Source organism: Phenylobacterium deserti, from assembly GCF_003254705.1.
GTDB lineage: Bacteria > Pseudomonadota > Alphaproteobacteria > Caulobacterales > Caulobacteraceae > Phenylobacterium > Phenylobacterium deserti.
The window spans coordinates 158,220-178,261 of sequence record NZ_QFYR01000004.1; the positions used below are offsets into that span (position 1 = coordinate 158,220).

12 protein-coding genes are annotated in these 20,042 nt (G+C 68.8%); 3 read left to right on the forward strand and 9 right to left on the reverse strand.

What is annotated here, in order from left to right:
- Positions 1–139: 139 nt before the first annotated feature.
- From DJ018_RS15555 to upp, 7 genes are all read right to left on the reverse strand, one after another.
- On the reverse strand, positions 140–1,423 hold the full coding sequence (locus DJ018_RS15555; protein ID WP_111515892.1) for an alginate export family protein: 1,284 nt from the start codon (positions 1,421–1,423) through the stop codon (positions 140–142).
- A 223-nt stretch (positions 1,424–1,646) separates the two neighbouring features.
- On the reverse strand, positions 1,647–2,621 hold the full coding sequence (locus tag DJ018_RS15560) for a CmpA/NrtA family ABC transporter substrate-binding protein (protein WP_111515893.1): 975 nt from the start codon (positions 2,619–2,621) through the stop codon (positions 1,647–1,649).
- The gene (locus tag DJ018_RS15565; RefSeq protein WP_111515894.1) at positions 2,618–3,196 is read right to left on the reverse strand and encodes an ANTAR domain-containing response regulator; all 579 of its coding nucleotides are present in this window, start codon (positions 3,194–3,196) and stop codon (positions 2,618–2,620) included. Before DJ018_RS15565 ends, DJ018_RS15560 begins: the two co-directional genes overlap by 4 nt.
- Before the next feature lie 105 nt (positions 3,197–3,301).
- Positions 3,302–3,835 (reverse strand): molybdenum cofactor guanylyltransferase, encoded by a 534-nt coding sequence (gene mobA, locus DJ018_RS15570; protein ID WP_111515895.1) that lies wholly within the window; start codon positions 3,833–3,835, stop codon positions 3,302–3,304.
- Positions 3,836–3,838: 3 nt separating this feature from the next.
- Positions 3,839–4,372, reverse strand: coding sequence for a lactoylglutathione lyase (gene gloA / locus DJ018_RS15575; RefSeq protein ID WP_111515896.1), 534 nt, complete (start codon positions 4,370–4,372; stop codon positions 3,839–3,841).
- Positions 4,373–4,441: 69 nt separating this feature from the next.
- Positions 4,442–6,250: a transglycosylase domain-containing protein gene (locus DJ018_RS15580; RefSeq protein ID WP_111515897.1), complete on the reverse strand. Its 1,809-nt coding sequence runs from the start codon at positions 6,248–6,250 to the stop codon at positions 4,442–4,444.
- A 102-nt stretch (positions 6,251–6,352) separates the two neighbouring features.
- On the reverse strand, positions 6,353–6,982 hold the full coding sequence (gene upp / locus DJ018_RS15585; RefSeq protein WP_111515898.1) for a uracil phosphoribosyltransferase: 630 nt from the start codon (positions 6,980–6,982) through the stop codon (positions 6,353–6,355).
- Between the two features lie 77 nt (positions 6,983–7,059).
- Between upp and DJ018_RS15590 the strand changes: the two genes are divergently transcribed.
- Together DJ018_RS15590 and DJ018_RS15595 are read left to right on the forward strand one after the other, a co-directional pair.
- Positions 7,060–7,575, forward strand: coding sequence for a metallophosphoesterase family protein (locus DJ018_RS15590; protein WP_111515899.1), 516 nt, complete (start codon positions 7,060–7,062; stop codon positions 7,573–7,575).
- Between the two features lie 378 nt (positions 7,576–7,953).
- On the forward strand, positions 7,954–10,908 hold the full coding sequence (locus tag DJ018_RS15595; protein WP_240609582.1) for a TonB-dependent receptor plug domain-containing protein: 2,955 nt from the start codon (positions 7,954–7,956) through the stop codon (positions 10,906–10,908).
- 80 nt (positions 10,909–10,988) lie between these two features.
- Here DJ018_RS15595 and DJ018_RS19705 read toward each other — a convergent pair whose 3' ends face one another.
- Together DJ018_RS19705 and DJ018_RS15605 are read right to left on the reverse strand one after the other, a co-directional pair.
- The gene (locus DJ018_RS19705) at positions 10,989–15,227 is read right to left on the reverse strand and encodes a translocation/assembly module TamB domain-containing protein (protein WP_111515900.1); all 4,239 of its coding nucleotides are present in this window, start codon (positions 15,225–15,227) and stop codon (positions 10,989–10,991) included.
- Positions 15,227–17,248 carry an autotransporter assembly complex protein TamA gene (locus DJ018_RS15605; RefSeq protein ID WP_111515901.1) on the reverse strand — a complete coding sequence of 674 codons (2,022 nt, stop codon included), beginning with the start codon at positions 17,246–17,248 and terminating at the stop codon, positions 15,227–15,229. Before DJ018_RS15605 ends, DJ018_RS19705 begins: the two co-directional genes overlap by 1 nt.
- 536 nt (positions 17,249–17,784) lie before the next feature.
- Here DJ018_RS15605 and katG point away from each other — a divergent pair.
- Complete coding sequence (katG, locus tag DJ018_RS15610; protein ID WP_111516114.1) at positions 17,785–20,019, forward strand: catalase/peroxidase HPI; 2,235 nt, start codon at positions 17,785–17,787, stop codon at positions 20,017–20,019.
- Positions 20,020–20,042: the final 23 nt, after the last annotated feature.

Consider the following 20,042-nt stretch of genomic DNA (forward strand, 5'->3'; position numbering starts at 1 on the left):
CCTGGGCCTGATGTCGAGGGAACCGCGGTCTTCCGGCTCCGTCACGCGTGGTGAAGAGGCGCCGCTGCGGAAACATGCTGCGGCGCAAAAAAGCGGCGCCCGCCCGGTGCCCCTGATCAGAGAATAGGCGGGCGCTGCGTCAGAGCTTGTACTCGAGGCTCATCCATACCTTGGTGCGGGAGGCGGGCGGGGTCGCTGTGCCTGCCGGAACGGCGCCCTCACGCCGGAAGTCGGCGTACTTGAGCAGGGCCGCCCATTTCCGGCCGAGCTTGAACTGCAGTTGTGCGCCCCACTCCTGGCCGAGGTCTGCGCCCGTGCGCTCGTCCTTGAACCAGTGGTGACGCAGGAGGAAGTCGGGGCTGGAGAGCGGCCCGTACTTGAGCGCCGGCTTGGCGGTGAAGGTGAGGTTCAGGTCCTCCAGGCCATCGACGAAGCCCTTGGCGCCGCCCGGCTGCACAAAGGCGTCGGACCAGCCGTTGAAAGCGTGGGCGCTGCCGAGCGGAGCGCTGAAGCCACGCGCGCCATTGCCCTCCAGCGAGTCCCAGGCGATGGCGCCGCCGAACGGGCCATGCGCGGCGCTGAACTCCAGGCCGACATAGTCGAGCGAGAAGTCAGCCGTGCGTCCACGCCAGTCCGACTGGCGGGCGTAGGTGGCGGCGTAGCCGAAGCGCCAAGGGCCTGCCTTGCGGCCGCCGGTAGCCTTCACGCCCTCTGTCAGGGAACTGTTGATCGGCGAAGTCTCGAAATCGAGGGCATAGACGAAGCCTTCGAGGTTGAGGGCCGGCGTCGGCGCCCAGACGGCGTTCAGCAGATGGCTGTCGGAATCCCAGTCGCGCAGATCGCCGATCAACCGGTTCACCCGGCTGACGTAGGCGTAGAGCACCCTCACCTGCCCGGTGGAGAGATCGACGCGCGCAGCGTCAAAGGTCTGCTCGTCCTGCCGCCAAGGCACGGCGCCGACGAAGCGTTGATCGCCGATCAGGATGCGCTGGCGACCGAGGGTTAGAGCGTCGCCCTTGGACGGAGTCCAGGCGAGTTGCAGGCGGTTCAGTTCCAGCACGTCGGGATCGTTGACCACCGGGAAGCGCGCCTTGTCGGCGCCGTTCAGCGGCGGAGTGTTCGCGCCCGGCACGTTGACGGCGAACCGTTCCGGGCCGACGTGCTGCACGGCGTCGAGCTCGGCCAGGCCGCTGAGGTTACGCCAGCTCCCCGTCTGCCACCCGGCGCGCACACGCACGGTGTAGGCGTCGGCGTCTTCCGGAAGACGATCCTGATCCACGAACTCATAGCGGCCGCGGATCTCCAGGATCGGCTTGCCCGCCGCGAGCGCCTCCAGCGGATTGTCCTGCGCCTCGGCCACGCCGGCGGCGCAAAGGCCCAGCAGGACCGCACCGGCGGCCAGCGACTTGCGTCTCGATCCCATGTCTCGCACCCCGAGCCCCAAAACAAAAAACGCCCGGCGGGCGGCGAGCCCGTCGGACGTCGGTGTCCTGCCGTCGCGTGACGCGCGGCCGTGCGGCAGGACATCGTCGTCCCGCAGCGCCCTCACCTCGCCGAAGCGGGCCTGTCGTTGCAAGCACAGGGCGTGGCTGCGAACGGCGGGCGGAATAATGCTCAGCTTGCGCACGCGCAAGCTTGATGGGCGCCTATCGAATAGGCGTTGTCGTCGCAGCCTCAAAGAGATCGGGACGGTAGACCCGGGCCGCCGCGGCCTTGATGTCCAGGCCGGCGCCTGCTTGCCCCCAAAGCACCATCTGTTCCAGCAGCCAGGCGGCGTCCTGGAGCTTGGGGACATTTGCGCCGTCGGCGTGGAAACGGATGTGCCGAAGCCCCTCTTCGATGACGGCGGCCTCGACACCCACGTACTGCGGCTCCGCCAGGAGGTGCGCCAGCTCTGCGCGATGCGCGGGGCTATCCGCCCAGGCGGCGGCGCGCAGCAGGGCGCGAACGAGCGCCTGCAGCCGAGCCGGATCTTCACCGGCCCAGCCATCGGTCACGCCCAGCACCTTGTCGGGGGCGTGACCCCACAGCTCGCCGGCTCGCACGGCGAGGCGGCCGACGCCGCGCGTGGCGGCGGCTGTGCTCCATGGCTCGCCGGCGCAGAAGCCTTCGATCACGCCGCCGGCCAGCAGTTCGGCCATTCGGGGCGGCGGCGCTACCGTGAGGCGCACATCCAGGTCCGGGTCGATTCCGGCCTGCGCCATCCAGGCCCGCAGCAGGTAGTTGTGGATCGAGTAGGGGAACACCACCGCGAAGGTGAGCGGACTGGCGTCCTGCTCCTTGCGACGGCGCACAAGCCGCGCAAGGCCCGCCGCGTCAGGCTCTTCGGCCGGCAGCAGGCGCGAGGCCAGAGTCACCGCCGCGCCATTGTGGCTGAGCGCCATAGGCGCGATCAAAGGAGCCGGCTCGCTGCCGAGCCCAAGGTTTGCGGCAAGCGCCATCGGAGCCAGCATGTGGGCGCCGTCCAAAGCACCCACCGCAACCTTGTCGCGCACGGTCGCCCAGGAGACCTCCCGGGACAGTTCCACCGTCAGGCCCTCGTCGGCAAAGAACCCCAGGGCCTGAGCTACGATGAGCGGGGCGGCATCCGTCAGCGGCACGAACCCGAGCTTCAGTCTCACGCCTTGCCTCCCTTCAGCACGCCGGCGAAGGCCAGGAGGTCGGAAGCGACGGCCGCCAGCGGCCGGCCCGTATCCATGGAAAGCTTGCGGAGCAGCTTGTAGGCCTCTTCTTCTTCAAGGCCGCGCTCCTTCATCAGCAGGGCCTTGGCTCGCTCGACGGTCTTGCGGGACGCGAGGTCGGCCTTGGCCTTCTCGAGGTCCTGTCGCAGCTGGTTCATGAGCGCGAAGCGGCTCATGGCCACTTCCAGCACTGTGCGCACCCGCCCTGCCGCGAGGCCGTCCACCACATAGGCCGCGACGCCGGCGCGAACGGCTTCCTCCGCCAGGCCCGGCTCCGAGCGATCCACGAACATCACCACGGGGCGGGGGTTGGCGAGGCTCGCCTCGCGCAGGCTGTCGAGAGTATCGCGGTCCGGGCTGTCGGCGGCGACCACCACGACGTCCGGCTCGAAGAGCGCCGCTTCATGCTCGTCGAAGATCGCGGCGTGCCGGACCTCCAAAGGATCGACGCCGGACAGACCTTCCGCCACCAGGGCGGCGCGGGCCGGATCGGGATCGACGACAAGGACGCGCATGCCTGGCGACTAAGCCGGCGCCGCACCCGAACGGCAGAGGGCCGATGCGCCTTCGCCATGCCTCATGGGAAACACGCCTGTTTCTGAGGCGCCGGCGCCGCTTCTTCAGGCGCCCCGGAGAAGGACCTCGCGCTCTTCAGGCGTGTTGGCGCCCCGCAGACGGAGGCGGTCGGCGTCGTCGCACGGCAAGCGCCGGACGCCCGCCCGCTCGGCCAGCCGAGCCATAGGCCAATCGGCGGCGGCATCCCGCGGCAAGGCCGTCAGATCCAGCACGAGGGGGAAATGCAGCCCCTCATAGGCGGCGCCCGGCGCCTCGACGGCGAGCAGCGGGGTCAGATCGCGGGGCTGGATGGTGGGAGCATCCACCGCCAGCACGAGGATGCGTCGGCAGGCCTGAGCCGCCAACGCTTGGCAGCCGGCGAGCACGCCTCCAACCGGACCGCCGAAGGCCGGTTCGTCCGCGACAAACGGGAGGCCGTAGTCGACAGCGCCGACAGTCATCACGCTATCGGCGCCCGCGGCCCTGGCCAGTTCCGCCACGCGATCGACGGCGCGGAGGCCGTCCCAGATCAGAGCGGCCTTGTCCGCACCCATGCGGCTGGAAGCGCCGCCCGTCAGGATCATCGCGCCAAGGCGCATGGCCTAGAGCCCCAGGGCCGTCAGCTTGTCGGGCTGAACGATCTCGATCCAGTAGCCGTCGGGGTCCTTGATGAAGGCCACGTCCTTCATCTTGCCCTGGTCGGGCCGCTTCACGAAGGTGACGCCCTTCTCGTCGAACCAGGCGACGGCGGCGTCCAGGTCCGGCACGGCGAAGCAGATGTGGCCGAAGCCTTGCGGCTGGGCGTTGCCGTCGTGATAGCGGAAGTCCGGATCGCTCTCCGTCCCCCAGTTGTGGGTCAGCTCCAGGATCGAGCGCTGCGAGAAGGTCCAGGCGGTGCGCTCGCCGACGTCCTCAGGCGCGGTCTCGCCCTCGAGCTTGGCCAGGAAGTAGAGGGAGAAGCGCATCTCCGGGAAGTCCAGCTTGCGCAGGAGGCGCATGCCCATGACGCCGGTGTAGAAGTCGAGGGCCACCTGCGGGTCTTTCACACGCAGCATGGAGTGGTTGAGCACAAAGCCGCGTGTCGCCTTGGGCGTCTCCTGGTGGACGCCGGGCTGGATCTCGGTGGTGAACGGCATGCGCAGTCTCCCTGGGTAAGCGGTGAGGTTCTGCCTCACCCGCCCTGCCCGCGCCAAGCCCTCCAAGGATCAGTTCAGCTGGGCTTCGGGCTCGTCTTCCGGCTCGGAGAGTTCGGGCTGAGGCGCGCCGACGGGAATGGCCTGCACGGGCGCGGGCGGCGGCGGCCCGGCCGGGATCGCCATGACCGGCAGCCGCTTGACCGCGCTGGCCATGGTGGCGCGCCAGGCCTCGGCCGGCAGCCCCCCGCCCGTGACCCGCGGCATGGACGCGTTGTCGTCCCGTCCCATCCAGACCACCGTGGCGAGACCCCCGGTGTAGCCGGCGAACCAGGCGTCCTTGTAGTCCGAGGTGGTGCCCGTTTTGCCGGCGACGTCGTAGCCCGGCAGCGCGGCGCGCACGCCCGTGCCTCGGCTCACCACTGCCCGGAGCATCCGATTCAGGTCTCCGAGGGCGGGATTGCGGACCACCTGGCTCCAGGTGGGCGGCTTGCGCTGGTAGATGACCTTGCCGCCCGCGGTCCGGATCCGCTCGACCCCATAGGCCTGCACCCGGTTGCCCCCGTTGGAAAACACCGCATAGGCCTGGGCCATCTCGAGCGGGCTCACCTGAGTGGTGCCCAGCGCCATGGCAGGGTCCGTGTTGACGGCGGACACGATGCCGACCCGGCGGGCCGTCGCGGCGACGTTGGGCCGTCCCACTTCATCAGCCAGCTTGGCGGCGACGGTGTTCACGGACTGGGCAAGCGCCTGCTCGAGGGTCACCGCCCCCAGGAACCCGCCTTCGTAGTTGCGGGGCGACCAGGTCCCGATGGTCACCGGCTCGTCCACAACCGGCATATCCGGCGTGCGGCCGGCCTCCAGCGCCGTCAGGTAGACAAAGGGCTTCCAGGCCGAGCCCGCCTGCCGCTTGGCGGCGACGGCGCGGTTGAAGCCGCTGGCCGCATAATCGAGGCCGCCGACCAGCACGCGCACGCGGCCCGCGCCGTCCACGCTGACCACCGCGCCTTGAGCGCCTGGCGCCTTTGCGGCCGCCGCGCGCACGGCTTCAGAGGCCGCTCGCTCGGTGGTGATGTCGAGCGTGGTGTCGACGATGAGATCCTGGATCTGCTTGCCGGCCAGTCTGCGGGTCTCGGCGTCGAGCCAGTCGATGAAGTACTGCGCCGGGGCGGTGGGCGAGGTCTTCCAGACTCGCGGCGTCTGGGCGAGCGCCTTGCTCCGGTCGGCGGAGGTGATCGCGCCAGTCTCGACCATGGCGTCGAGCACGAGGCGGGCGCGCTGGGCGTTGGCCTCCGGCTCCGTCACGGGATTGTAGCCGGTGGGCGACTTCATGATCGCGGCGAGCATGGCCGCTTCGCGCACCGTCAGCTTGGCGGGCGCCTTGTTGAAGTACCGCCGCGAGGCCGCTTCCAGGCCGTAGGCTCCGGACCCGAAGTAGACCCGGCTGAGGTACATCCCGAGGATCTGCTTCTTGGTGTAGGCGCGCTCGAGCTGGACCGCGTAAAGCAGCTCTTTGGCTTTGCGCTCGGCCGTGCGGTCGGAGCTCAGGAAGAGGTTGCGCGCCAGCTGCTGGGTGATGGTCGAGGCGCCCTGCGCCAGCCGTCCTTCGCGGATGTCGGTGACGATCGCGCGCGCAATGCCGGTCGGATCGAAGCCGGTGTGGTCGTAGAAGCGCCGATCCTCGATGGCCACGAAGGCGGCCGGCACGTGCGGCGGCAACTTGGCCAGGTCCACCGGAGGCGCATAGCGTCCACCGCGTACGCCCAGCACTGCGCCAGAGCGATCCACATAGGTGATCTGCGGCGGACGCACGATCGGCGGCAGGCGAGGCAGTTCGGCGGGAGCCGCCAGGAGGGCTGCGGCGGCGATGGAAGCGAACACGTCCGAAACTCCAGAAAGGACGGGTCCTTCTGTCCCGCGACAGGACTACTGCAAAGATAAATCTCGGTAATCTGCCGGCGCATGCGGTCGCAGCCGCGAGCGCTAGCGGGTGCCGTACATCCGGTCTCCGGCATCCCCCAGGCCAGGAATGATGTAGCCGTGCTCGTTGAGGCGCTCGTCCACGGCTGCCGTCCAGATGGGCGTGTCAGGATGGGCGGCTTGCATCGCCTCCACCCCTTCCGGCGCCGCCAGGAGGCACACCAGGCGGATGTCCTTGGCGCCGGCGGCCTTCAGCCGGGTCACCGCCGCCACCGCGGTGTGGCCGGTCGCCAGCATCGGATCGATGACGATGACCGTGCGGTCTGACAAGTCGCCCGGCGCCTTGAAGTAGTACTCGACGGCGTCCAGCGTCTCCGGATCCCGATAAAGGCCGACGTGCGCGACCCGCGCGGCCGGCGCCAGCTCCAGCATCCCGTCCAGCATGCCCATGCCCGAGCGCAGGATGGGCGCGAACACCAGCTTCTTGCCGGCGATACGCTCGGCCTTCATCGGCTGGATCGGCGTTTCGATCTCGATCGCTTCCAGCGGCAGGTCGCGCGTGACCTCGTAGCAGAGCAGGCTGCTGATCTCGCGCAGAAGCTGTCGGAAGAGATGGGTGGAGGTCTCCCGGTCCCGCATCAAGGTGAGCTTGTGGCGCACGAGCGGGTGGTCGACGACGGTGACGCCGGTCATGATCTTCAGGCCTCAAGTGAGCCCGCCAGTTTAGGGGCCGCGGGCGAACCGTCCACTCTTCGAGCCGTTGCGCAGCCGTGGCCACCTTCTTCACCAGCGACACCCACTTCGGCGACCACCGCACGCTGAACCTCTATCCGCGGCCGTTCGAGACGGTGGCGCAGATGGACGCGGAACTGATCGCCCGCTGGAACACGGCTGTGGGTCCCCAAGACGAGGTCTGGCACCTGGGCGACTTCGCGCGCACGACAAAGATCGCCGTCGCCGTCCTGCCGCAGTTGAACGGCCGCAAACACCTGGTGGTGGGCAACAACGATCCCGACCCCGACGCTGTAGGGGGCTGGGAGAGCGTCGCGCCCTATGCGGAGATCGAGCGGGACGGCCGGTCGCTCGTGCTGTGCCACTACCCGTTCCGGAGCTGGAACCGCCAGCACAAGGGCGCCCTGAACCTCCATGGCCACAGCCACGGGCGCATGAAGCCCCTGCCCCGGCAGTTCGACGTGGGCGTCGATGTGCGGGATTATCGCCCCGTGACCCTTGCCGAGCTGCTCGCCGGCCAGGCTGCGCACAAACATCAGGCGCCAACTGCCTAATTCCGCGGCTTTGCAGCCGGCCAGATGCCCCATGCAAAGTGTCGCAGGCGGGCTCAGCGCGTGCTCGGCCGGGCCTTCAACTTAGGTTTGCACGCTCATCATTGGGGGAACAAACGCGTCGCGCTCCGAAGGCGACAAGCTTCACTGGAGGCAAATCCTGCCCGGGTTTGGCCGGTTCTCTGCGACCGGCTGCCGCATGTGGCGGAAATACGACATGACATAACCGTAATATTTCGCCGGCGACAACGAGATTGACCCTGCCCCCGTTCGGTCCGTAGCTCCGCCGTAACCGGACTCTTCGGGAGTCTCGGGAGGACGTTAATCGAGCCGCGCGTCGTCACAGGTGACGAAGGCGGCCGGGGGAACTGAACTTTGAAGATGCAAACCAAGCGGGAGCGCCTGCTCGCTTCCACCATGATCTGCGGCATGGCCGCAGCTCTCTTTGCAGCGGACACGGCCGCGGCCCAGACGGCGCCTGCTGACGACGCCAGCCAGGTCGAAGAAGTCGTGGTCACCGGTTCGCTGTTCCGGCGGACCGACACCGAAACGCCTTCTCCGGTCACCGTGATGACCGCCGAGACCCTGGAGCGGGCCGGCATCGTGACCGCCACGGACGCCATCCGCTCGGTTTCCGCCGACAGCGCCGGCTCCATCGGCACCGGCTTCCAGAGCGGCTTCAGCGCCGGCGGCTCGGCCGTCTCGCTGCGCGGCCTGGGCGTGTCCTCCACCCTGGTTCTGGTCGACGGCCTGCGCTCGGCCAACTTCCCGATCAGCGACGACGGCCACAACTCCTACGTCGACCTGAACTCCATTCCGTTCAGCATCATCGAGCGCGTTGAAGTCCTGAAGGACGGCGCCTCGTCCACCTACGGCGCCGACGCGATCGGCGGCGTGGTCAACCTGATCACCAAGCGCCAGTTCCAAGGCCTGGCCGGCAGCCTGCAGGGCGGCCTGTCCGAGCAGAACGACGCCGAGCACGGCCGTGCGGACCTGACCTTCGGCTGGGGCGACTACGAGCAGACCGGCTGGAACTTCTACGTCAACGCCGAGTACCAGCGCGACGGCCGCGTCACGAACAACAGCCGCGGCTTCCCGTACAACAACCGCGACCTGCGCATCATCGGCGGCCTGGACAACAACTCGGCCGACAACACGCTCACCACGGCCACGCCGTCGGCCATCGTGACGCGCGTCTCGCAGACCGACCTGAACAACCCCCTGGCCGGCGGCATCAACACCGCCACGACCCCGGCGGTGTTCAACCTGCTGAACCCGAACTGCCGCTATGGCAGCTACACCGTCACCACGGGCGGTTCGCGCGGCACCGGCTGCCAGTACAATCTGGAAGACCTCTACAACCAGATCCAACCCCTGCAGGAGCGCTACTCCTTCAGCGGTCGCCTGAGCATCAAGTTCAACGACTACGTCGAAGGCTACATCACCGGGATGTTCAGCCACGACCTGGTGAGCATCAAGAACGCGCCGCGCGCCCTGCGTGCGACCCAGCCGTTCGGCGGCTCGCCCTCGCAAGCCTCGAACAACCCGGGCATCGTGCTGCCGGTCTACATCTGCTCGACGGGCGTGAACTGCGCCACGGCCAGCGACCGTCGCCTGAACCCGAACAACCCGTACGCCGCCGCCTACGCCAATGACCCGGCCAACGGCGCGGCCCGGATCTACTACCTGTTCGGCGACATCCCGGCCGGTTCGGACCGCAGCAACGACGTCATCCGCGGCACCGCCGGTCTGTTCGGCAGCGTCGACGGCGACTGGAACTGGCGCATCGAGGCGGTCGCCGCGCGCGACAACCTGGAGATCGAGCAGTACGGCTTCCTGAACATCGCGAACCTGCTGAACGCGATCAACACGGGCGCGTACAACTTCGTGAACCCGGAAGCGAACAGCTCCGCCGTGCGGAACTTCGTCTCTCCGCGCGTTGTGACGCCGTCCTACTCGCAGCTGTTCTCGCTGGACGCCTCGGTCACCAAGACCCTGTGGACCCTGCCGGGCGGCGACATGCAGCTGGCTCTCGGCGCCCAGATCCGCCGCGAGAAGCTGGTCAACCGCAACCAGAACCAGCGCCTGGACACCTACACCCTGACGACGTCCTCGGCGTTCGGTCAGCACACGGTGTCGGCCGGCTACTTCGAACTGCTGGCTCCGGTTCTGGAACAGCTCGAAGTCAACCTGTCGGGCCGCTACGACCACTACTCGGAAGGCTTCAGCCACTTCTCTCCGAAGGTCGGCGTGAAGTGGACCCCGTTCCGCGAGCTGGCGTTCCGCGCCACCGCTTCGGAAGGCTTCCGCGCCCCGACCTTCGCGGAATCGGGCCCGCTCAGCCAGTACGCCGGCTTCTCCACCTACACGCCCCCGGCGTCGTTCGTGGCGGCGCACGGCGGCAGCAGCAACGGCTACGGCCTCGCCTACTCGCTGGGCGGCGGCTACGTCGGCAACCCGGAACTCGAGCCGGAAATCTCCAAGAGCTATACGGCGGGCATGATCGCCCAGCCGTTCAACTGGCTGAGCTTCACGGTCGACTACTTCAACGTGAAGAAGGATGGCCTGATCGTCGCCGGTCCGAAGATCGCCGACGCCCGCGCCGCCTACTTCCAAGGCGCCAACGTCACCGACGCCTGCGCCCGCGTCGCGGCCGTGGGTCCGGGCTACTCCTGTAACCTGATCGACGCGATCGACCCGCTGTATCCGGACGCGCTGCCGCGCGTGCTGATCATCAACGCGCCGTTCGTGAACGCCAGCTCCTACGAGACCGAAGGCTTCGACTTCTCGGCCACCGTCACCGCTCCGGTGCCGTGGATCGACGGGACCTTCACCAGCCGCCTGGAGTTCACCAAGACCCTCAAGGCGAACCTGATCACCGACGACGGTCAGGTCCAGAAGTACGCCGGCACCCTCGGCCCGTACCAGCTGTCCTCGGGCAACGGTACGCCGGACCTGCGCGGCAACTGGCAGAACACGCTGGAGTGGGACCGTTACCAGATCTCCACGACCACCTACTTCGTGGACAAGATCAAGTCGGTCGCGGCCGACCAGCGTAACGGCACCGACTGCGCTCAGAACAACATCTACGCTCCGGGCAACCCGACGATCGGCGAACGCTTCTGCTACATCGACGCCTTCGTCACGACCGACCTGACCGCGTCGGCTCAGCTGGCTGAAGGCCTCGAGGTCTATGCCAACGTCGGCAACATGTTCAACGCGCCGGCTCCGGTGGCTCCGGCCGCCTACTCCAGCGCGCCGAACTTCCTGACCACCTTCCACTACGCCGGCCTGATCGGCCGGACGTTCCGGCTCGGCGCCCGCTTCAACTTCTAAGCTGAAGCGCCGCTAAGGATTGGGGCCGGTTCCGCAAGGAACCGGCCCTTTTCTTTTGCCCGTATGCCTAGGCCGAACTGTCAGTAGTCGCGCGAGTAGCGCAGGCTGATGTTGGAGCCGCCGAACGAGCCCGTCTGCGACAGAATGCTGAGGGTCCGCGACAGGGCGATCTCCAGCTGGGTGGCGGTGAAGCCGCGGGCGTCCGTCACCACCTCCAGATAGATGTTGCTGGTGATGTACTGACCGGCCGCCAGGGCCGCGCCGCCGCCCGCCGCCTGGTCGGCGGAGACCACCCGCAGGCGGCTCAGGCCCGTCGCGGACCGCAGCTTGCCCAGCGGGTTCGCCCCGCCCCCGCCCGTTCGGAACGAGTTCAGCGCCGCGCCCAGCTGGATCGCCTGCACCGGAGACAGCTGGCCCACCGTATTGCCGAACAGCAGCCGCGCCAGGATCTCGTCCTGCGGCAGGGCGGGCGTGGAGGAGAAGCTGATCTGAGGGTCCTGCGCGCGCCCGGTGACGTTCACAGCCGCCGTGACGCCCTGAACGGTGGTCGAGGCGGTGATGTTCAGCGCCGGGTTGGTGAGGGTCGCGCCGTCGAACTGCACGTCCGCATCGGTGATCTCCAGGCGTCGGCCAGCGAAGGTGTAGGTCCCTCGCACCACCTCCAGTTCCCCCAGCACCACGGGCGCGTTGGCCGTGCCGCGCACCCGCAGGTCGGAGCGCCACTCGGAGTCCAGACCCATGCCGTTGACGAACAGACGGTTGGGCGCGCGCACCCGGATGTTGAGGCGCCAGTTGCTGGGCAGCCCGCCAGAGGCCGGCGCCTTTGCGGCGGACGGCGGCGGCTGGTTGCGACGGCGCACGCCGGTGAGTTCGGGAACCTCGGCGCCGCCTTGCCGCACGATCTGGTAGCGGGCCTCGGGGATGACGAGGTCGCCGGCGATTACCGCGCCACGCTCGCGGCTGTTGGTGACCGTCAGCGTTCCAGAGACGGTGGCGGCCACCTGATCGCTACCCGCCAGCTCGGCGCGGTTGAGCGTCGCGCGCAGATCCATCGGGAAGCCGCTGGCGGCGTCCAGGCCGACCGTCCCGGATGCACTGAGCGAGCCATCGCCCGCGCGCCCAGTCAGGCTGGTGATCTCCAGGCGCGTCTGGGTGAAGCGCCCGCGGACGGCGATGTTGCGGACCACGGTGCCATAGGTCGGGTTTTCGTAGCGCAGGGCGTCCGCGCGGATCACCCCGTTGAGCGAGGGCTCCCGAAGCCGCCCGCCGAAGTCGGCCGCCACGGCCAGCGGGCCGGAGATCTCCTGCCCGGAGATGCCCGTCATGGCCCAAAGGACGTCCGCGGGGCCGCTGTAGCGGACGCCGCCGCTTAGCGGGGCCTGCATCAACCTGTCCGTCCAGGCCCCGCCGCCCGGCAGAGGCGCCATGCGGGCCTGCAGGCGCCCGATGACGCCGCCCCGGCGCACCACCGCGCGCACGTCGCCGCCGCTCGCCGACAAGCCGGCGCGAAGTGCGATGTCCACCGGCGGCGACTCCGTGGCCAGACCCACCCGCGAGAAGCGGGCGATCTGCAGCTGGGCGTTCGCCGTCGGCATGGCTGCGCCGCGAGGAAGGCTGAAGTCGACCACGCCGCTCGCCGACCCGGTCAGGCCGAGCTCAGGGGCAAAGGCCTGCACGAGGCTGAGGTCGAGGTTCCTCAGCCGTGCGTTCAGCCGGGTGGTCGAACCGGTCTCGCCGGAGACCAGCACCTGCCCCTGCGGGAGCACCACGGTCACCGGCGCGAGGCTCCAGCCGTCGCGGGTCTTGCGAACCTGAGCCGGCGCCGCCAGCCGCACCGGCACCGAGCCCACGGCTCCACGCAAGTTCGCGCGGATCAGGTCCGGCGTCAGCGACGCCTGGGCTGCGATGTTGAAGGGCGCGCCCCGCTCGCCCTGCGCCGTGAGGCCCACCTCGCCCCGGCCGTTCTGGTAGCGGACACGCCCCTGCGCATTGGCGATCTCCAGCACGCCCTGCTGAAGCCTGGCCAGCCGCACGTCGGCCGTAACCGAAGGGGCGTTCGGATAAAGGATGGCGGTGGCCCGCAGGAGGCCGCTGCCGACGGTGGTGGCGGGCTCCAGCGGCAAGCGCGCGTTCTGGGCCCGGATCTCTGCATCGGCCCGCTGCACGGTTCCGGCCGCGCTTAGACGCACAGCGCCGCTCAGCCCCGAACCGGACACGTCCAGCACGCCGGTGAACGGGCCCGCCGCCGATTGCACAAGGCGACCGCGCACCCCGATTTCGGCCAACCGGAAGGAGGCGATGTCGATCGCCAGCGGCCGGCCGGGTGTGACCGTCAGCTCCCCGGCGAAGCCGCCGTAGGGAGAGCCGCCGCGCGCGTTGATCCTGTAGGCGCCGCCGACGCCGACCACGTCCACCTGGACGTCACGCAGTTGCACCCCGACGTTCGGGCGTGCGGCGACCAGGCGGATCACAGGACGGGCTGTTGTGCCGGACGCCGCGAGCGTGAGGGGGCCGTACTTCTGGGAGGTTGCCGCAGCGCGGAAGGCGATCCGCCCGCCAGGCGAAAGGCTGCCGCCGCCGTCGGTGATGCGGAACTGCGGCGCGGTCAGCCGCAAGGCGCTTACCGAGACCACCCCCGCTTCGTTGAGTGCGAGATTGGCGGTGACGGTGGCATTGCCGCCGAGGAAGTCCTGGACGGCCTTGTTGTAGAGCCGGCGGGTGCGCACCTCCACGCGGCCCGTCATGCCGAAGCCGCCTTCGGCCCCGCGCACCAGACGCGCGTCGGTGACGACGTCCAGGCGGCCGAAGCTGGCCACCTCATAGTCGTTCACCCGCCCCTTGAGCGCCGCCGTGTAGCGTCCTGCCGCCAGGTCCGCGACCAGGATCACGGTGGAGTCGATCTTGTCGGATCTCAGGCGCAGATTGTCGGACAGGATCCGCCGGTCGGCGATGGCCAGGTCGCCGTCGATGCGTACGTTGGTCAGCAGCCCGCCCACTGCAGCATTAAGGCCGGTCACGCGACGGGCCGTGGCGTGGATCGGGATCACCGTGCGGGTGGGGTTCACCACTGTGCGCCCGGCCGCCCGAATGTCTTGCACCGTGGTCTCGCCAAAGCTCACCGCGGCAGCGGACAGGTCGTAGTCGAGCCGCGGCTGGCCGAAGCGGCCTTCCAGCACCAACGCCGCCTGCACGTCTCGGCCGCCGAGGTTTGGCGCCACCGCGCCCGGCTTCAGCAGCCGCCCCGTAAGCCGCAGGTTCTTGTAACGGCTGCCGGCCAGATCCAGGCCACCCTCACCGCTCACCTCCAGCGCGTCGGAGCGCAGCGTGAAACGGGTCTGAACCTGCCGCTTCTTTCCGACCGTGGCCGCGACGTCCACACCCACTGCGGGCTGCAGGACGCGCGCCCCCTCGCCCTTGATGAGCAGGTCGGGCCGCAACGGACCCGTCAGCTGGAAACGGCCGTCGCGTGCAGCGAGCCGCAGGTCCGCCAAAGGCGCACCGCCGAGCCGCCCGACGAGCGATCCATCCCACCGCTTCCAGTCGCCGCGCCCATTGATGCGCATCTCCAGCGGCCGGCCGAGCTTGGCGTAGCTGTCGACAAGGCCGCCCGCCGGGGCGGTCAGGCCGGCGTCAACCAGCAGGCGGTTGGCGTCTGGACGTGCGTCGAGGCGAATTGTCAGCCGGTCCCCTCCGGCCATCCCGGGCTGTTGGCCAGCCGCCGCATCGGCGGTGACCTGCAGACGTCCATCGGACAACGTCCCCGAGCCGCGCAGGCTGACCAGGTGTCGCTGACCGGTAACGGCCGGCTCGATCAGCAAGGCGTCGACCTGCAGACGCCCCACCTCGAGATTGATGTTGGGCAGCAGTTTCTTGTCCGGATCGGGCGTCTTCTTCAGCGCTGGCTTTCGCAGCAGGCGGATGCTGGGCGCCGTCAGTTCGCGCACCACCAGATGGCGCCGCAGGTAGGCGCGGGGCCGCCAATCTACGACCACTGTGGGCGCCGTCAGAAACGGTCCCTTCGGGTCACGCAACTCGAGGTCATGGATGACCATGCGGCCGTACAGCGACCCGTCGATCCGGCCGATCCTGATGTTCAGGCCGTTCTTGAGATGCAGGCCGGCCACCCGGTCCACAAGGAAGTTCCGGCCAGGCCCGGTGTTGACGAACACCAGAGCGGCGGTGAGCACCAGGATCAAGCCGGCCAGCACCGCTCCGCCCCACGCTGCTACGCGGCGGATCCGGGCTCGTCGCGAGCGAGCCGGCGACGTCTCCGTCTCACGGGCTTCTGCAGGGGGCTCGACGGGCAGGTCTTCGGACATCAGAAGGCCTGGCCGATGGAGACGTAGATGGCGACCTTGGGCTCGCCGCGGCGGCGATCCAGAGGCGTAGCGACATCGAAGCGGATCGGACCGAAGTTCGTGTAGTAGCGGGCGCCGACGCCCACCCCGACACGCAGGTCGCTGAAGTTCGGCACAGAGTCTTCGTAGACCTGCCCCGCGTCGACGAACGGGACGATCCCGAAGTTGCCGAACCGGTAGCGCGCCTCGAGCGCCATTTCGACTTGCGAGCGGCCGCCCAGCGGATCGTTTTGCGGGTCCCGGGGTCCCAGGTCCTGATAGCCGAAGCCGCGCACGGAACCGCCGCCGCCGGAGTAAAGCCGGCGGGACGGCGCGATGCGGTCGCGTTCCACCCCGGCGATGGATCCCAGGCGCAAACGGCCAGCCAGTACGGTGCTGGAGCCCACCGGGAAGTAGCCGGTGGTTTCCACCAAGCTGCGCACGTACGGCGCGTTGCCGTCCTGGATCGACAGCTCCGGACTGACGCGTCCGGTCACGCGCACGCCGCGCGTCGGGTTCAGCAGATCGTCGGAGGCGTCGAAGCCCAAGTGCGCCGGCGTCGCCGCAATGAAGAAGGTGTCGCGGGTTCGGTCGCCCAGGGTGAAGTCGTAGCGCTCTTCGTTGGTGGCGATGAGCTCGGCGCCGTAGCCCCAGGTCCACCGCTTCTGCCAAATCGGCGTGCTGTCGCGCGACACCCTGGCGCCAAGGTTGAAGGACTGCGCTTCATAGGCTTCGCGCCGCTCGCGAGAGATCTCGGCGATGGCCTGGAAGGTTCTGTCGCGCAGGCCGGCGTTGGACCTGCGGAATGTGACGCCGAGGCGCTGCTCCTCGGTCCCTGCCACTGCGTCCAGCGCCAGCGCGCCTTCCGGCGGGAACAGGTTGCGATGGCGCCAGGAGCCCGAAAGGCGGAAACCTTCACCGGTGCCATAACCGGCGGTCGCGGCCAGGCTGCGGGGCGGCGCGGGGGACTGGCGCACCGCGACGTCCACCGCTTCCGTGCCGCCTGGTCCCACCACGCCTGTGCGGACCGGCTCGATAGCCGCGGTGGACAGCAGTCCCGTCGCGACGAGCGCCTGGCGCAGGTCGTCGACTTTGCGGCTGTCGTAGAGCTCGCCCGGGTTGAAACGCGCCAGCACCCCCACGTGGCGGGCGTCGAACACCGGTCGGCCCCGCACCGCGATATTGCGGAACGTAGCCTTCGGACCGGCGGTCAGCGGCAGGTTGTAGTCTCCGCGGTGGTCGCTCTCGTCCAGAACGATGTCGCGCGAGCCCAGCTCGGCGAAGGGGTAGCCTTCCTGAGGCAGGCGCAGGGTGACGCGAGCTTCGGCCGTCTGGATCACGGCCGCGACGATGGGCGCGCCGCTCTCCAGGTCCAGCGCCTCGAGCGCCAGCGCTGTCGGCTCCGGCTCCGCGCCGGTGACAGCGATCTGGCCGAGCAGATAGCGTGGCCCCGGCGTCGCCGTGAGGCTCACCGCCAGTCGGTCGGTGGCTCCGGAGGCGGGATCGAAGACCAGAGTGGCGCGGCCATCGTAGTAGCCTTGCGAGCGTAGCAGCCGTTCCATCAGCTCAAGGTCGGCCTCGGCCCGCAGGCGGACCTGTGCGGCGGGCGCAGGGCGGCGCTCGCCGTCGATCAGCGCCGACAGATCGCGGAATTCATCCTGCAGCCCGACGCTCTCGAGACCCGTGGCGGAGACGGTGTAGCGGACCTGCGCAGGCGCCTGCGCGTCCACCACGTCGGCGAGCGTCGCCGGCGGCGTGGTCTCGAAGGTCCCCAAAGGCGGTAGAGGAGCGTCGAGCTCCGGATCCAGCGCCGGCTCGGCAGGTTCGACCTGAGGCGCGCTAGGCGGCGGCGCGGTTTCCTCCAAAGGCGGCAAGGCGGCGTCGAATGCTGGATCGTCGAGGTCGTCTGTCGGCGGCTGCTGCGCGGCGGCGCCGGTCGCTCCGCAAAGAAGCATCAGCACAGCGAGGCTGACGAGCTTGGGCATGGCCGCCGTTAGGGTCATCAGGCTCCTGCGTCATGGCGCGAGGGCCAAACGCGCCGCCGCTTGCCGCCGTGGTACAGCAGACGAGCAAGTAAGGCCACACGGACGCGGCACAATCGTCCGGTATAAACAAATGTCAAAAAGTATCCATTGAATGTGCGGATCGGGCATCGCCTCCTGCCGCGGCGCAGCGTGCGCCTAATGAATTCCGAGACTTGGCGCGTACCGGGCGGCACAGGCTCGGCGGCGCGTCAAACCACTCGGAACCTCAGCCCGAAATCTTAGTTCACCACCCTATAGCTAAGCTTTGCTCTGTTTTACTGCGCGCGCTCCCAGAACGGCGGGAGGACACGCCGTTGGCGACGAGGGCGAAGCGCCAGTGTCATGGGCCGCGTCCTTCGCGTTGTGACACAAGGCGCACGCGCCCCGACCGGCCATAGATGGCGTCTATCGCAGGCATCTCAAAAATCGATTTTACCCCATGATCGCCGGGGCGCACCCTCCAGCTTCAAACCAAGCGGGGCGGCGCTCGCCTGGGAACATGGATGGAGGAAGAGATGGATCAGAAGGTCGAACACCCGCAGGGCTGCCCCGCGGCCAAGCCCACGACCGTGCGTTCGCTTCTGGGGCGCACCAACCGGGACTGGTGGCCCGAGTCGCTCCCCCTCGACATCCTCAATCAGGGCGGCCTCTCCCCTGACCCTATGGGCGATGACTTCGACTACGCCGAAGCCTTCAACGCCCTCGACTACCAGGCCCTGAAGGCCGACCTGAAGGCGCTCATGACCGACAGCCAGCCATGGTGGCCGGCGGACTACGGCCACTACGGCCCGTTCATGATCCGCATGGCTTGGCATGCCGCCGGCACCTACCGCACCGCAGACGGCCGCGGCGGCGCCAACAGCGGCCAACAACGGTTTGCGCCTCTGAACAGCTGGCCGGACAACGGCAACCTCGACAAAGCGCGGCGCCTGCTGTGGCCGATCAAGCGCAAGTACGGGAAGAACATCAGCTGGGCGGACCTCTTCATCCTGGCCGGCAACGTCGCGATCGAGTCCATGGGCGGCCCGGTTTTCGGCTTCGGCGGGGGACGCAAGGACGTCTTCGAGCCCGAGCGCGACATCTATTGGGGCTCCGAGGAGCAGTTCGTCGGCCACCCGGACAACAAGACCCGCATCCTTCCCGAGGAGCAGCTGGAGCTCGAGCACCCGCTCGCCGCCATCCAGATGGGGCTGATCTACGTCAATCCCGAGGGCCCGGGCGGCGTGCCGGACCCCATGCAGTCGGCGCGGGACATCAAGATCACCTTCGAGCGCATGGCCATGAACCCCGAGGAGACGGTCGCGCTCACCGCCGGCGGCCACACCTTCGGCAAGGCGCACGGCGCCGGTGATCCCAGCCTGGTCGACGCTGCGCCTGAAGCCGCCGACATCGCCCTGCAGGGGCTCGGCTGGGCCAGCGCGCACGAGAGCGGGTTCGGCGCCCACACCATCACCAGCGGGATCGAAGGCGCCTGGGTGAACACGCCGACCGAATGGTCGGAGAACTACTTCCGCCTGCTGCTCGACTACGAGTACGAGCTCGTCCGCAGCCCGGCCGGCGCCAAGCAGTGGCAGCCGATCAACCAGAAGCCGGAAGATATGGCGCCGGCCGCCCACGACCCGTCGCAGCGCGTGCCCACCATGATGACCACCGCCGACATGGCGCTGAAGGTGGATCCGGAATTCCGCGCGATTTCCGAGAAGTTCCGCAACGACCACGAGGCCTTCAAGGACGCCTTCGCCCGGGCCTGGTTCAAGCTCACCCACCGGGACATGGGACCCAAGGTCCGTTACCTCGGCCCCGAGGTTCCCGACGAGGACCTGATCTGGCAGGACCCGGTGCCCGCCGGCTCCAAGCCCACCGACGCCGATGTCGCGGCCTTCAAGTCGAAGATCCTCGCGGCAGGCTTCAGCGTCGGCCAGCTGGTGAAGACCGCCTGGGCGTCCGCATCGACCTACCGGCGCTCCGACCATCGCGGCGGCGCCAATGGGGCCCGGATCCGGCTCGAGCCGCAGAAGACCTGGAAGGTGAACGAGCCGGAGGAGCTGGACCGCATCCTGGCCCGCATCGATGAGCTCCGCGGCTCGCTATCCATGGCGGACGCCATCGTGCTCGCCGGCACGGCCGCCGTCGAGAAGGCGGCGCGCGACGCCGGCTTCAACGTCGAGGTGCCTTTCGTCGGCGGTCGCGGCGACGCTACCCAGGAGTGGACCGACGCCGAGAGCTTCGCCGTGCTTGAGCCGGTGGCCGACGGCTTCCGCAATTACCTGAAGACCAAGCACTCGGTCCGCACGGAGGAGTTGCTGCTGGACCGCGCCTCGCTGCTCGGTCTGTCGGTCCCGGAGATGACGGTGCTCGTGGGCGGCCTGCGGGTCCTGGGCGCCAACTACAGGGACGCGCCCGAGGGCGTCTTCACCGATCGCAAGGGCCAGCTGACCAACGACTTCTTCGTCAACCTGCTGGACAACAACACCTTCTGGAAGGTGATCGACACCAGCGCCGACGAGGAGTTCATCGGCTACGACCGCGGCGGCAACCACGAGAAGTGGCGAGCGACGCGCACCGACCTGATCTTCGGCTCCAACAGCCAGCTGCGGGCCACGGCGGAGGTCTATGCCGAGCGCGGCAACGAAGAGAAGTTCGTCCGCGACTTCATCAAGGCCTGGACCAAGGTGATGAACGCCGACCGCTTTGACGTGCCGCAGAACCCGGACAGCGTCGAGCCGATCGGCATCGCCGAGCCGGCGTAACCGCTGAGACGGGCGGACGCCTC

Excerpts from the sequence above, each read along its gene's own strand:
- DJ018_RS15555 (WP_111515892.1), bottom strand. The coding sequence starts at position 1,423 with ATGGGATCGAGACGCAAGTCGCTGGCCGCCGGTGCGGTCCTGCTGGGC.
- DJ018_RS15565 (WP_111515894.1), bottom strand. The coding sequence starts at position 3,196 with ATGCGCGTCCTTGTCGTCGATCCCGATCCGGCCCGCGCCGCCCTGGTG.
- mobA (WP_111515895.1), bottom strand. The coding sequence starts at position 3,835 with ATGCGCCTTGGCGCGATGATCCTGACGGGCGGCGCTTCCAGCCGCATG.
- gloA (WP_111515896.1), bottom strand. The coding sequence starts at position 4,372 with ATGCCGTTCACCACCGAGATCCAGCCCGGCGTCCACCAGGAGACGCCC.
- upp (WP_111515898.1), bottom strand. The coding sequence starts at position 6,982 with ATGACCGGCGTCACCGTCGTCGACCACCCGCTCGTGCGCCACAAGCTC.
- DJ018_RS15595 (WP_240609582.1), top strand. The coding sequence starts at position 7,954 with ATGCAAACCAAGCGGGAGCGCCTGCTCGCTTCCACCATGATCTGCGGC.
- DJ018_RS19705 (WP_111515900.1), bottom strand. The coding sequence starts at position 15,227 with ATGTCCGAAGACCTGCCCGTCGAGCCCCCTGCAGAAGCCCGTGAGACG.
- DJ018_RS15605 (WP_111515901.1), bottom strand. The coding sequence starts at position 17,248 with ATGACCCTAACGGCGGCCATGCCCAAGCTCGTCAGCCTCGCTGTGCTG.
- katG (WP_111516114.1), top strand. The coding sequence starts at position 17,785 with ATGGATCAGAAGGTCGAACACCCGCAGGGCTGCCCCGCGGCCAAGCCC.